General features: G+C 52.4%; 10 protein-coding genes. 5 read left to right on the top strand and 5 right to left on the bottom strand.

Annotation, left to right across the window (positions count from 1 at the left end; all coding sequences use genetic code 11):
* Nucleotides 1-123 precede the first annotated feature (123 nt).
* From IEX74_RS19895 to abc-f, 3 genes are all read left to right on the top strand, one after another.
* Nucleotides 124-1,248 (top strand): glycosyltransferase family 61 protein, encoded by a 1,125-nt coding sequence (locus IEX74_RS19895; protein WP_188815791.1) that lies wholly within the window; start codon nucleotides 124-126, stop codon nucleotides 1,246-1,248.
* A 284-nt stretch (nucleotides 1,249-1,532) separates the two neighbouring features.
* On the top strand, nucleotides 1,533-4,505 hold the full coding sequence (locus IEX74_RS19890; protein WP_188815790.1) for a PAS domain S-box protein: 2,973 nt from the start codon (nucleotides 1,533-1,535) through the stop codon (nucleotides 4,503-4,505).
* A 245-nt stretch (nucleotides 4,506-4,750) separates the two neighbouring features.
* Nucleotides 4,751-6,643 (top strand): ribosomal protection-like ABC-F family protein, encoded by a 1,893-nt coding sequence (gene abc-f, locus IEX74_RS19885; RefSeq protein WP_188815789.1) that lies wholly within the window; start codon nucleotides 4,751-4,753, stop codon nucleotides 6,641-6,643.
* Nucleotides 6,644-6,842: 199 nt separating this feature from the next.
* On the opposite strand, the gene IEX74_RS19880 is transcribed toward abc-f, so the two are convergent.
* Together IEX74_RS19880 and IEX74_RS19875 are read right to left on the bottom strand one after the other, a co-directional pair.
* Entirely contained in the window at nucleotides 6,843-7,283 is a 441-nt protein-coding gene (locus IEX74_RS19880) for a hypothetical protein (protein ID WP_188815788.1), read from the bottom strand.
* A 339-nt stretch (nucleotides 7,284-7,622) separates the two neighbouring features.
* Nucleotides 7,623-8,117: a transposase gene (locus tag IEX74_RS19875; RefSeq protein WP_188815787.1), complete on the bottom strand. Its 495-nt coding sequence runs from the start codon at nucleotides 8,115-8,117 to the stop codon at nucleotides 7,623-7,625.
* A 259-nt stretch (nucleotides 8,118-8,376) separates the two neighbouring features.
* Between IEX74_RS19875 and IEX74_RS19870 the strand changes: the two genes are divergently transcribed.
* Entirely contained in the window at nucleotides 8,377-9,714 is a 1,338-nt protein-coding gene (locus tag IEX74_RS19870; protein WP_188815786.1) for a type IX secretion system plug protein, read from the top strand.
* A 159-nt stretch (nucleotides 9,715-9,873) separates the two neighbouring features.
* Here IEX74_RS19870 and IEX74_RS19865 read toward each other — a convergent pair whose 3' ends face one another.
* The 3 genes from IEX74_RS19865 to IEX74_RS19855 all read right to left on the bottom strand — a co-directional run bounded on the left by IEX74_RS19865 (nucleotide 9,874) and on the right by IEX74_RS19855 (nucleotide 12,196).
* Entirely contained in the window at nucleotides 9,874-10,416 is a 543-nt protein-coding gene (locus IEX74_RS19865; RefSeq protein ID WP_188815785.1) for a hypothetical protein, read from the bottom strand.
* A gap of 73 nt (nucleotides 10,417-10,489) precedes the next feature.
* On the bottom strand, nucleotides 10,490-11,590 hold the full coding sequence (gene ychF, locus IEX74_RS19860; RefSeq protein ID WP_188815784.1) for a redox-regulated ATPase YchF: 1,101 nt from the start codon (nucleotides 11,588-11,590) through the stop codon (nucleotides 10,490-10,492).
* 264 nt (nucleotides 11,591-11,854) lie between these two features.
* Nucleotides 11,855-12,196 (bottom strand): DUF3276 family protein, encoded by a 342-nt coding sequence (locus IEX74_RS19855; RefSeq protein ID WP_188815783.1) that lies wholly within the window; start codon nucleotides 12,194-12,196, stop codon nucleotides 11,855-11,857.
* A gap of 329 nt (nucleotides 12,197-12,525) precedes the next feature.
* Here IEX74_RS19855 and IEX74_RS19850 point away from each other — a divergent pair, with 329 nt between their 5' ends.
* Complete coding sequence (locus tag IEX74_RS19850) at nucleotides 12,526-13,440, top strand: DUF58 domain-containing protein (protein ID WP_188815782.1); 915 nt, start codon at nucleotides 12,526-12,528, stop codon at nucleotides 13,438-13,440.
* Nucleotides 13,441-13,597 lie beyond the last annotated feature (157 nt).

The following is a 13,597-nucleotide window of genomic DNA, read 5'->3' as shown; positions in this document are numbered from 1 at the left end:
TCGTCCAGCAAGGTGCTAAAAGCAAACTGCATCGGACACGTTATCTTGCGTACTCATTAAAGAGCCACTTTAAGCATAAGAGCGAGGTTCTTCAGGGTAAATAATTGCATTTCGAATATAGCTATGATGAGTGCGGGTAAAAATGCTATAAGTTCTGCTGTCAAAAAATTATCAGATGCGCTTCCACCCTGGAAGAAATTTGTTGCGTTGCCAATGCTTGAGGCAACAAAATTATACACGTATACGCCAGCTGTTAATGATAAGGAGCTTCCTGAGCAATTACATTACTGGTTCAGGCAAGAAGTGCAATTACCAGCGCGTTCTATATTTATTCTGCATGATATTTACAGTACCTTTAATGGCGTTGCATTTAAAAACTTTCAGATTTTTATTCCCAGCCTGGCTGGGGCTTGGGTGAAAGAATTATTTGCTTATACTTTTCTGCTGAAGCAATGGTACGGTAAGCATATCGTATTGCCTGAAACTGAAGATGGTATTGCACTGGTATATGACCAGTGGTCTTCCCATAATAATTATTATCACTGGCTGGTCGATTGTTTGCCACGGTTATTAGTCTTACGGGAAAAGTTTCCTAATCATCTGCTGCTCCTGCCGAAATCTGCGGCTGGCTTTATCAAAACCACAGCCGCTATCTTTGGCTTCGATCGGTTTTTTTTTATTGATAAAGATGAAATATTGAAAGCGCATAAGTTTATTATTCCTCAACATACAGCGCATTCTCTTTTTCATGATCCGGTACTGATTAAGCGAGTTCGGGAGGAAATTATAAATGGACTGGGCAAAGCAGTCAAGCAACCTAGCCGGCGGTTGTACTTATCCCGCTCGCGCCAACCGAAGCGCCGCCTGATGAATGAAGAAGCATTCGTTGAGGCTTTGGCGGCGTATAATTTCGAGGTAATTCACTTCGAGGATTTCTCGTTTGAGCAGCAGGTAGCCTTAATGCAGCAAGCGGAGGTGGTAGTGGGCGTGCATGGCGCCAACATGACGAATATCCTGTTTATGCAGCCTAGCTGCACGGTGGTGGAGCTGCTGAATATTCACTCCGTAAATCCGCTTTATTTCCGTCTGTCTTCTTACCTGGAGCTACCTTATTATGCGCTGCCCTGCGAGCAGGTGGAGGACAAAGCTTTTGGGGAAGATGTTGGAATAATGCCCGCCGCCAACGACTATCATCTAGTGGCAGACCTAGGTAAGATGGAGCGCATTCTGGTATCTATCTTCGGGTAATCTGGGGCGCAGCAGCAAGTGGCGAAAGCGGCAGATCAGGGGTTGGCTGCTCGGTATCCAAGCGCCCAAAGCTAGGTTTCGCCGGGTCTTACTGTGCTTGCGGGTAGGAGCAAGGCAGTCAAGATCTACGGTGTCTATTGGCTTCCGGTGGTGATACTGCTCCGCTTCGCGTACTTGGGTTAGAACTATGCCGGGCCACTAAGCTTACTGGTACAGTGCTTGTAGCGCTACCCCTGAGCGGTGCAGGTTATCTTACTGCTTTTGCTTATTGTGCTGTCCGATTTATGAGTATCTCTATTCCGGCCCCGGCGTTTGCCGCCCTGGCAGACCACTTGCCCTGGGGCATGATGTGCGTTAGTGCCGATGGCCGGGTTGAAGCCGTTAACAATCACTTTCAGAGCCTGTTTGATTTGTCGGCTGATTGTGTTGCCCAGAAAAATGTGTGCGTGCTGGAGCTGGCAAAGCGGATGCAGCATCTGTTTCAAGACCCGGCAGCTTTTCTGCTGCGCATGCGGGAGCTGCATGCGCAGGGGCAAACGGTACGCAATGAAGAAGTGTTTCTGGCCGACGGGCGCGTCCTAGAACGGGATTATATTGTGCAAAATGAGCAGGCGGCTGACTGCCTGATCTGCTACCGCGACGTGACTGAGCGCTTCCGGCGGGAAGCAGCTGCGCGCGCGCGCACTTACATCCCGGAGCAGAATCCGAACCCGATTCTGCGTCTGACGGGACTAGGAGAAATGCTGTATGCTAACCCCGCTGCCGTCGAGTTGTGGCAACTGCTATCTACGCAGGGCACCAGTACTTTGCGCCACGAGCTGTTGCCCCTGGTCGCAACGGCGCTGCGGACGAAGGCGTCGCAGCAGCACGAAGCTGCCCTTGGTGGACGCTACTATATGCTTACGGTCGTAGCAGTGCCCAATGAGGCTTGCGCAACTTTATATTTCACGGAAGTGACGGCATGGCGGCGAGCCGAGCAGCAACTAGCGCAGCAGCAGGAGTTCTACGAAACGATTCTGGACCAGGTGCCGGCGGGGGTTATTGCCTTCGATGCCGAACACCGCTACTTATACGTAAATCCAACCATTGAGCCCCAGCCAGCCGTGCGTAAGTGGCTGATTGGCAAGGATAACTTTGAATCAGCTAGGCGGCGTAATCGCCCGCGGGCAATGGCGGAGAAGCGCCAGACCTTGTTTGAGCAAGCTTTACGTGAGCGGCGGGAAGTGACTTGGGAAGAAACAATTGGATCGCGCTACTTTCTGCGGCGCTACAGGCCCGTTTATCGACCCGACGGCACGCTGCGCATGGTAGTAAGTTCGGGAATTGATATCACGGAACGGCAGCAGGCGGAGGAGAGGTTCGCTGAGCAACAGGTGTTTATCCGTCAGATTGTCGATACCATTCCTAGCATGCTAGGTGTGTTCGACCAGGAAAATAATCTGGTATTCTCAAACACTGCTTTTGAAATCTTCTTTCAGGGGCGAAGAGAAGCCCGTGCCCGGGGGCAGGAAAGCTCCACTCAGGCCGCCGAGCTGCAACAGCTACAGGAGTGGAACCGGCAAGTGTTGGCAACCCAGCAAGTCATCCAGGCTGAAGTAGCCCTGACTATTCCGGATGTAGAAATCAGGCATTTTCAGATGGATAAACGCCCGCTGTTGCTGCCAGATGGGGGTGTGCAGGTGCTCACGCTCCACACCGACATCACCGAGCTGAAGCATACCCGGCAATATGTGGAGCGTCAGGCCAAGCAGTACCGCGACCTGATGAACTACACGCAGGCACTGATCTGTACGCATGACTTGCAGGGTGCTCTGCTTTCGGTCAATCCGGCATTAGCCGCGTTGGTGGCGCAGCTGCCCGAAGCGCTGGTGGGGCATAGCCTGGCCGAGTTCTTGGTTGTCGATCAGCAGCCGCATTTTCAGCCATACCTAGCCTCCATCGCGGAACACGCCGAAATGCAGGGAGTGATGCCGCTGTACGTGGCTGATGGTCAGGCGTGTCGCTACATCTTGTTTCACAACCGCTTGGTGGCCGAGGCAAATGAGCCGCCCTACGTCATTGCCTACGGGCAGGACATTACGGAGCGGGTGCTGGCCGAGCGCGAACTGAAGCGCGCTAAGCGGGCCGCTGAAGCCGCCGCGCAAGCGCGGGAGACGTTTCTGGCCAACATGAGTCACGAAATTCGTACGCCTCTAAATGGGGTGCTTGGTATGGCGGGGCTGCTCGCTGGCACCACTCTCACCGAACAGCAGCACGAGTACGTGGCTATTATTCGCAACTCGGGCCGGCACTTGCTCGGGGTGTTAAACGACGTGCTAGATGTGGCCAAAATCAGCTCGGCCAAACTGGAGCTGGAGCATACGCCCTTCGACCTAGGTACTACGCTGCGCAACACTGCCCAGACCCTCGCTTTTCAGGCTGCCGAAAAAGGGCTGGAATTCGTGCTGCAATTGCCCGAGGTGCCGCAACCCCAGATTGTTAGCGACCCTTACCGCCTGAGTCAGGTGCTGCTCAATCTGCTAAGCAATGCCCTTAAGTTCACGGCGCGCGGCAGCGTCATGCTGGTCAGCCGGGTGCTGGCCGAAACCGCTTCCACGCTCACGGTCAACTTTCAGGTGCGCGACACGGGGCCCGGCGTACCGATGGACAAGCACGAAACCATCTTCACGAGCTTTTCGCAGGCGCACTCCGATGTCACGCGCCGTTTTGGCGGCACCGGCCTAGGTCTGACCATTAGTAGCGGGCTAGTTAAGCAGTTAGGTGGGCATTTAGTGATGTGCAGCGACCGTGGGCAGGGCTGCACCTTCAGCTTTACCCTCATCTTCGATAAAGCAGAAGAAGCCCCAACAGATACCGCCCCAGTCCTGGAGCGGGAAAAACTGCGTGGGTTAAAGGTGTTACTGGTTGAGGATAACCCCATTAACCAGATGTTGGCGCAGCTTATCCTGGAGAATAACGGAATGCAGGTTGATCTGGCTCCGGATGGTGCCACGGCCCTGACGTACTTCCGCGAGCGGATCTACGAGGTCATTCTCATGGATATTCACTTGCCTGATATGAGCGGGGTAGATGTGACGACGATCATCCGGAAAGCCCCCGATCTGGCGCGGGCGCACACCCCCATCGTAGCCCTGACCGCCAACGCCTTCCTCGCCGACAACGAGCGGTATTTGGCCGCCGGTATGAATGATTGCCTGGCGAAACCATTTGAGGAAGAGGACTTACTACGCAAGTTGCTGGCCGTGCAGGTAGGCTAGGTTTGTTGCAGGAGGTGGTGTGAGAGTGTGTTGAAAGCCTGCCCATCATGAGTTCAACAGCAAATACATAAGGCGGCAGCTTTCTAGTAATAATCTTTAAACCGCCTATAGCATTATTTGCTAGTATATCTTGTTGTTATCAAGTGGTCAGACAGTTGGCTCCATGCTTAGATAAGCGAGACTGGAATTTCTCTTCCAACCTCAGCCAGATAGGTCGTACCTTTGTATTCTCATAGCAAAGTAGGATGATTTCCATTAACGATTTAGACTTCCATTTTGGCTCGCGTACGCTCTACGACAAAGCCAACCTTCACATAAAGCCCAAGGATAAAATCGGCCTGATTGGGCTGAATGGCCGGGGCAAATCGACGCTGCTGCGCATCCTGGTGGGCGAGTACAAGCCCGATGGCGGCAGCATCAGCATGAGCAAAGAAGTAAGCCTAGGTTTTCTGAACCAGGATTTGCTCAGCTACGACTCCCACGAAAGCATCTTGGTAGTCGCCATGCAGGCGTTCGAAGAAGCCCTGCGCCTCCAGAAGCAGATTGATGAGGTGCTGCTGAAGTTTGAAACCGACTATACCGACGACCTCGTCGATAAGCTGGCCGACTTGCAGGAGCGCTTCGAGGCGCTGGGCGGCTACACCATGCAAGCCCGCGCCGAGGAAATCCTGGAAGGCCTAGGTTTCACGACGGAAGAGCTACAGAAGCCGCTGAAGCTGTTTTCGGGCGGTTGGCGTATGCGCGTGATGCTGGCCAAAATCCTGCTTCAGCAACCCTCGCTGCTCCTGCTCGACGAACCGACTAACCACCTGGACTTGCCCAGTATCAAGTGGATTGAGAACTATCTGGCCGGCTACGAAGGCGCCGTTATCATCGTATCGCACGACCGGGAATTCCTGGACCGCACCACCAATACCACGGTGGAGGTGACGGGTGGCAAACTCGTGCCTTATGCCGGCAACTACAGCTTCTACCTCGAAGAAAAAGAGGAGCGCAACCTGATTCAGAAAGGCGCTTTCGAAAACCAGCAGGCCCAGATCAAGCAGGCCGAGCGCTTTATTGAGCGTTTCAAAGCCAAAGCCAGCAAAGCCAAGCAGGCCCAAAGCCGCATGAAAATGCTGGACAAGCTGGAGCGCATCGACGACGTAGCTGGCGACGACGCCCGCGTGAACATCAAGTTCAACTTTACGGTGCAGCCAGGTCGCCACATCCTGCGCATGGAGCATGTAGGCAAGAAGTACGGCGAAAAAATCATCTTCCGCGACACGCATGTACACATTGAGCGCGGCGACAAAATCGCGCTGATCGGCGCCAATGGCAAGGGTAAATCGACGCTCATGCGCCTGGTGGCGGGGCAGGAAGCACCTTCCAACGGCAACCACCAGCTAGGTCATAACGTGATTATGGCCTTCTACGCTCAGCACCAGCTGGAGTCGCTGAACGTGGACAACGAGATTATTCAGGAGATGAACGAGGCCGGCTCGCGGCGCAATGAGATGGAGCTGCGCTCGGTGCTAGGTTCATTCCTCTTCACCGGCGACGAGGTTTACAAGAAAGTCAAGGTGCTGAGCGGGGGCGAAAAAAGCCGCGTGGCCCTGGCCAAAACTCTGATTTCGGAAGCCAACTTCCTGCTCCTCGACGAACCGACGAACCACCTGGACATGCAGTCGGTGAACATCCTGATCCAGGCCTTGGAGCAGTACGAAGGCACTTACATCGTCATCAGCCACGACCGTTTCTTCGTAGAGAACGTGGCCAACAAGATCTGGTTTATCGAAGATTACCAGCTTAAGGAATACCCCGGTACCTACGAGGAGTACGAGCTGTGGCAGGAAGATCGGGAGAAGGCCGCCAAAAAAGCGGCCCTGGCCGCGCCTGCTCCGGTTAAAGCCGCTGCTCCTAAAGCAGAGCCTGCCAAACCGGCGAGCAGCAACAGCAGCTCCAAGAACAGCCGGGAGCTAACGGAAGTAGAAACTCGTATTACCAAACTGGAAAAAGAGCTAGCCCAGTATGAAGCTCAGCTAGCAGACCCCAGCACCTACAACAACGCCGCTCAGTTAAAAGACGCGACCCTGAAGTTTGAACAGGTGAAAAAAGAATTGGCTGCCCAGACGAAGCGTTGGGAGGAGTTGGTGTAAAAGCTAGGTTTTGTGGTTTAAATAAAACCCTCGCCGGACGAAAACATTGCTGTTTTTGTTTGGCGAGGGTTTTGTTATAACGGTTAAAGCTGTGAGTAATGCGGGATATAAAACCAATCCTGCTATTTCTAATATTGAAGTGATTAAAAAGTGTAAAACATGATACCTGCATTTCAGTAGAAATGAGTTTTAGCTAATGCTATATGTGGATCCTTTTCTTGGATGCTAACTTATTGCTACGATCCCACTTCGCAACTTTATGGCTTGTCTTAGTGACAAAGTCTTGTTTTGAAATTTCCTTCTTTTGAATAGCTAGAGCTACATTTGTTTCTAAAGTGTCCAAGACTTTTATCTGATAATATGAATTATTATGATCGTTTATAATGCTTTTAGTCCAGATAATCTGGCTATTTGAGTCGTGAAAAACCGAATCGCAATTTTCTGCTAGCACGAAATAAATTTCTTTAGTTTTTTTAAATACTAATAGCATTTCATTAGAATCAATTTGTTTTTGCAATAGGATATTTTTAAAGATTTGTACTTCAATTTCAGTCCCGTCATTTTCTAAATAACTGCAAGAAGTGACCGTAAGTAGTATTAGTAAATAGCCTCTTGCAATAGATGTCAGGAATTTTCTCATTAGTTAGTTATCTCGAAAGGCTTGTGGTTTTTCTTAGGATTATATATAAAATCTGTATTGCTGCTACTCAAATCTTACGCGGAGTAGCGACAATCCGTCCTTCGTAAGGCAATGTGTCATTACTGCCAACCGTAGCTTGAATCGACAACAGGTTGGCTGGTAAAGATCAGGTTGTCAAGCAGCGAAGCAGGGCGCTGAGCAACATGGGTATAAATCTCGGTCATTTTAATGCTGGCTTCTGATCGTACTATTTCTATTTTGTGGACTGTTGAATAATAGCGGTTACCTGATGATAGCCGACGCGAGTCGTTCAACGCGGCGCGAAGCGGGAGCTTCGTGCTACAGTTCGTGCCAGTAGGTGTAGGGCCAGAGTTGCCAATCGTCGGTTAACCTAGCTTTTACCGGGTTTTCCAGCACGTAGCTGATGATGCGTTCCATTTCACCGGCATCTCGAATAATGTGGTCGTAGCTTTCGCGCTGCCAGAATTGCCCGGCTCTGCCCAGCAGCGCATTACTCTTGCTGGCCGAGTAGCTTTTGATGGACTGTAAGGTGCGCAACAGGGGCGGGGCCGCGTCGGGGAGCGTAACGACGAGATGCACGTGGTTGGGCATGATGCAGTAGCAAACGAGGAAGTAGCCGTAGTCATCATAATAATGCAACGCCTCGGCTGCGACGTTGGCAATAGCGGGGTTGCGCAACCAAGTCGGGCCGGCGGTGGCTTGATCGAGCAGCTTGTCGAACCGGCCGAAATAGCGTCTCTGCCGGGCATACAAGTCTTCCATGGTGTGCTGTTTATCTAACTGTTCCCACTCGGTTCGTAGGGTGTCCAGCACGGCGTGGGGCAATGAGCCGGTTAGCCGGAAGGTGATAAATAAGTTTTTCGCCTGGTGGCAAACGGTGCGGCAAATTGCGCCGATAATAGGTTAAATCCGTATCTAGCATAGAGATTAAGAGAGCTGCACAGAACAGCCGTAGCGCGAAGCTCCAGCTTCGCGCATCGTTGAACGATGTCGTTGCTGACATCTACAATAATGCCGTTCTGTGCTGTCGTTCAACGATGCGCGAAGCTGGAGCTTCGCGCTACATTCGCTTATGCTGCACTTTCGCTACCTAGCTTTATTCTTGCTGGCCACTGCCTGCGTACCGCTCGGCACGCCTATCACCGACCCGAACGCTGCCCGCCAGCCCGGCCAGCAGAAGCCCCCGGAATATTACGCCGACCGCGCCCTGCGCTATCAAGATTATACTTACGACCCGAATGTGCGCTCGGTGCAGTGCTACGTGTACACGGGCGTGAACACCGAGATTTTTCAGCCCCCCATTGTGCCGCTAGCCCAGGAGCAGCCCATTCGGTTGGAGTTCGACTTGGTGAACGTCGGTTCGCAGCGCCTGACCGCCAAGCTCATTCACTGCGACGTCGATTGGAAGCCGTCGGTGCTGACGGACATGCAGTTTCTCAGCGAGATAAACGAGTTTCTGCTGACCAATTATAAGACGTCTATCAACACCAAAGTGCCTTATTTTCACTACACATTGCAGGTGCCGCGCGTGAGATTGAGCGGCAATTACTTGCTCGTGGTGCAGGGGCAAGGGGGCACGCCGGTGCTGAGCCGACGCCTGCTGGTGTATCAGAACAATGTGGAAGTGAACCTAGCTCAGGGCATTCCGGTGGCCGGGGCGGAGCGCTACACCTTGCAGCAGGTAGACTTCGGCATCCGCTACAACGGTATGGAACTGGTAAATCCTTCGCAGGAAGTGAAGGTGATTTTGCGCCAGAACTTTCGCTGGGATAACGCCAAAATTGGTCTACGGCCCACCTTCGTGCGCGACGCTGAACGGCGCTTAGATTACCAATACTTCAACTTCGAGAATGCCTTTCCGGCCAGCAGCGAGTTTCGCTTTTTCGACACACGTTCGTTGCGGCAGCTAGGGGTAGGAATGGCGCACCTAGATCAGGCCGCCACGCCGCGCGAAGTAATTCTGACGCCCGAAGGCTCGCGCAACGGCCAGAGTTACACTCAATACCAGGACATCAACGGTCAGCGGGTGTTCGACAACCGCGAGTACGGCAACGGCGAAACCAACGGCGACTACGCCAACGTCACCTTCCAACTCCACGCTGAACAGGCCGCGCCCGGCCCGGTCTACGTCTTCGGTGCCCTCACCGACTGGCAGTTGAAAGATGAGTTTCGCCTCACCTACGATGCCGCCACGCAGCAATACACCTGCAAGGCGCTGCTCAAACAAGGCTACTACAACTACTACTACGTGGTAGGCAAGCAAGGCGCCGCCCCCGATGATGTGTACTTCGAAGGCAGCCACCAGGAAACCGAAAACCAGTACGATCTGCTGGTGTACTACCGTCCGCCCGGCACCCGCGCCGACTTGCTGATCGGGTATAAGGCTATTGATGTAAATAGCCGTCAGTAATGGCGAATAAAAAGAAGAGCCGGATTTATTTCCGGCTCTTCTTTTTATTATTGGTTAGCTAGCTGTACATTAGATAATTTGAACTGAAATTCTGCTGGAAAAAGCTAGGTTGTTTAATTATGAAATTGAAGCTCTTGAGCTTTGTGAGACGCTATGGTATCAAGGTAGTTGAATAGGTAGAAGTTGGCCCATATTTGAGTAAAATAAAGTTTCGATCAGGACTGCGTGAAAAAAAGTACTTGTGCCACTGTATATGGTGTCTATCTCAGTGCGATGTATAATAATATTCTTACTGTCTCTTTCGTAGAAAGGCTTAGATAAGATACCTAGGTCTTTAGCGGAATTGTACCAACTATTGAACTTGATATTATCTATGATGCTAGTTTCAGCCGAGCTGATAGTTTTTACAGGATAATCATCCCGGTTGAAGTTGCTGAAAGTGCATAAAACATTGTTGAACCTTATGATCAAGAAAGGCCATTCTTCAGAGTTATAGCAAAATTCTTTATTCCAGACAGCATCCAACTCAATAACCATAACTAGTGAGTTGTCCATTTCAAAAAAGGTAGTATACCATTGAGAATCATGCAGTGTTATCTGCTCTAATAAAACAGGGAAAGTAGTGCGTGTTGATTTATCCCAGGAGAAGGAATCATTTAATATGTGCTTACCCAACCATTTTGGGTAAATATCCTTGTTCATATTATATATAGCTAAAACAAAAACGCCCCGACCAACCGGCCGGGGCGCATAAGTTACAACGGATTATCAGCAATTACACATTAAACCGGAAGTGCATAATGTCGCCATCCTGCACCACGTATTCCTTACCTTCTACCGACATCTTGCCGGCTTCTTTAATCTTCGCTTCTGACTTGTATTCCTGGTAGTCAGCTAGCTTAATTACCTCGGCGCGGATAAAGCCTTTCTCAAAGTCGGAGTGGATGACGCCGGCAGCGGCAGGCGCTTTGTCGCCACGGTGCACGGTCCAGGCGCGGACTTCCTTCACGCCGGCGGTGAAGTAGGTGATGAGGTTGAGCAATTCGTAGGAAGCGCGGATGAGGCGGTTCAGGCCTGATTCCTTCAAGCCGTATTCTTCCAGGAACAATGCCTTTTCCTCGGGGTCGTCCATCTCGGCAATCTGCGACTCGATGGCGGCAGATACCACCACAATCTGAGCGTTTTCGCTTTTTACATGCTCGCGCAGGGCGTCCACGAACTTATTACCGTCGCTCTGAATGCTAGCTTCGTCTACGTTGGCTACGTAGATAACGGGCTTGATGGTAAGTAGTTGCAGATCTTCCACCGCCTCCAGGTCGTCTTCGTTGGCGGCCAGCGAGCGGGCGTTGTTGCCGGCTTCGAGGTGATCTTTGAAGCGTTGCAGCGACGTAACTTCCTTCTTGGCTTTGGCATCGCCGCTCTTGGCCGAGCGCTCCGACTTAGCCAGCTTCTTATCGATGCTTTCCAGGTCTTTGAGCTGCAACTCGGTGTCAATCACATCTTTGTCGAACACCGGATCGACGCCGCCGGCTACGTGCACGATGTTAGGGTCGTCGAAGCAGCGCACGACGTGGATGATGGCATCGACCTCGCGGATGTTGGCCAGAAACTTATTACCTAGGCCTTCACCTTTGCTGGCGCCTTTCACGAGGCCGGCAATGTCGACGAACTCGACGATGGTGGGCACCACGCGCTCGGGCTTCACGATTTCTTCCAGAATCTGAAGCCGCTCGTCAGGGACGGTGATGACGCCCACGTTGGGCTCAATGGTGCAGAAAGGATAGTTGGCCGATTCGGCCTTGGCATTCGAAAGGGCGTTGAACAAGGTGGATTTGCCCACGTTCGGCAAGCCCACAATTCCGCAGCGGAGACCCATAAAGTGAAATGATGAGTTGGTGAAATGGTGAGTTGGGCTACTGGCGCCAATTCGGGTGCAAAGGTACGGCTGTTTTTCGGGGAAAGCGCAGGATAATAAATAGCTGGCTTTCGCGGCACGTTGCCCGGCGCTAACGAACTAAGCCGGCTAGCTATTTTGCGGCGCCTGCTTTGAGCTTACTGACAAAAAATAGCGCGCACCTACCTAGGTAAGTGCGCGCTACATATGAAAAGCGAGTAAGGATTTGCTTCGATAGGCAGAAGACTAGTAGTTATCGTCGCGGCTGCCGCCGTTGTAGGGCTGATCGTCGTTGTACTGGCGCGGGCGGTCGAGCTCGGCTACTTCCTCGGGAGAAAGCAGCTCTTCGCGCACATAATCAACGGCATCCTGCAAGGCATCCACGAATTTGGCGAAGTCCTCTTTGTAGAGGAAAATCTTGTGCTTCTCGTACGAGAAGGTGTCGTCGTCGCGCAGCTTGCGCTTGCTTTCCGTGATGGTAAGATAATAATCCTGGCCGCGCGTCGCTTTCACGTCGAAGAAGTACGTGCGCTTCCCGGCTTTAATGCGTTGAGAGTAGATTTCTTCCTGATCTTGACGGTCTTCCACGGGTCCTACAGTCGATTGGTTTTTTCTAAAAGGGTCGAATTTCAAGGCAAAATACAACGCTGAATCGGGATATAAAAATTCAGCAGTTTAGTTTTTGGCAACAAGTGCGTGGTGTTTTTGTTAAGCACTAGCTGCGGAAGGCTAGGTTGGGTACGCTCTACCTGGCTTTGCAAATCGCGCCGCGGCTGGCTGACTTCCAGTAAATTGCCGCGTGAAATGGTGGGAGCGGAAGAAGAGAAGGAGTAGATTGCCCTAGCAATCATCAGCACTGTTGCCTAGCTTCGAGGGCTGACACCGCAGCAAGCCGTATCACTTAGTTCGTTTCTATTATGTCTCAGCCGCTCGACCTAGCTGCCGTTCGTTCGTTTGAAAACCTGGAGTTCCTGGCGCGCCAGCTTGTCGAAGGATTTATCACGGGCTTGCACCAGTCGCCGTACCACGGCTTTTCGGTGGAATTTTCGGAGCACCGCCTGTACAACCCCGGCGAAAGCACACGCCACCTCGACTGGAAAGTGCTGGCCCGCACCGATAAGCTGTTTGTGAAGCGCTACGAGGAGGAAACCAACCTGCGCTGCCACCTGCTGCTCGATGTGTCGCCGAGTATGTATTACCCGGCGCCCGGCCACGATAAGCTGCACTTCGCGGTGTTGTGCGCGGCGGCCATCACCACGCTCCTGCAAAAGCAGCGCGACGCGGTGGGCCTGGTCACGTTTGCCGATCAGATTGAGCTGCAAACGCCCGTACGCTCTACCAGCACGCACCGCCACACGCTGCTGCTCACGCTGCAACAGCTGCTGGAGCGCCCCGCCACCCGGCGCGTTACGGATGTGGCCAAGGTCATTCACCAGATAGCCCAGCAGATTCCGAAACGCTCGTTGGTGGTGCTGTTCAGCGACATGCTAGGTAGGGCGCCGGAAGAGCAAACGGCGGCGCTAGCGGCCTTGCAGCACCTGCGCCATCAGCAGCATGAAGTGCTGCTCTTCCACATCATGGACCGCGCCACCGAAGCGGATTTCGACTTCGCCGACCGGCCGTATTTATTCGAGGATGTAGAAACTGGCGAGGAAATCAAGCTCCAGCCCTCGCAAGTGCGCGACCAATACCGCGCCGCCATGCGCCAATATGAGCAGGAGCTAGCTTTGCGCTGCGGGCAGTATAAGATTGACTTCGTGCCGGTTGATACCCGCGAGCCGTTTGATAAGGTGCTGTATGCGTATCTGGTGAAGCGGGGGAAAGTGCGGTAAGCTTGGCAATTTAGGTTGCAAAGTAGCCTCAGTGGGGCGACACGAACCTAGGTCAGTGTCGCCCCACTGGGACTTAAGGTTCCTTGAGGTCAATTATCTACCAACATGCCGCCCCGCTGGGGCTACTTACATAGCAGGCCAAGTTCGATGTACTTCC

Source organism: Hymenobacter cavernae, assembly GCF_014641455.1.
Classification (GTDB): domain Bacteria; phylum Bacteroidota; class Bacteroidia; order Cytophagales; family Hymenobacteraceae; genus Hymenobacter; species Hymenobacter cavernae.
Note: the sequence above shows the minus strand (reverse complement) of the source record. Positions and strands in the feature narration are given on the sequence as shown.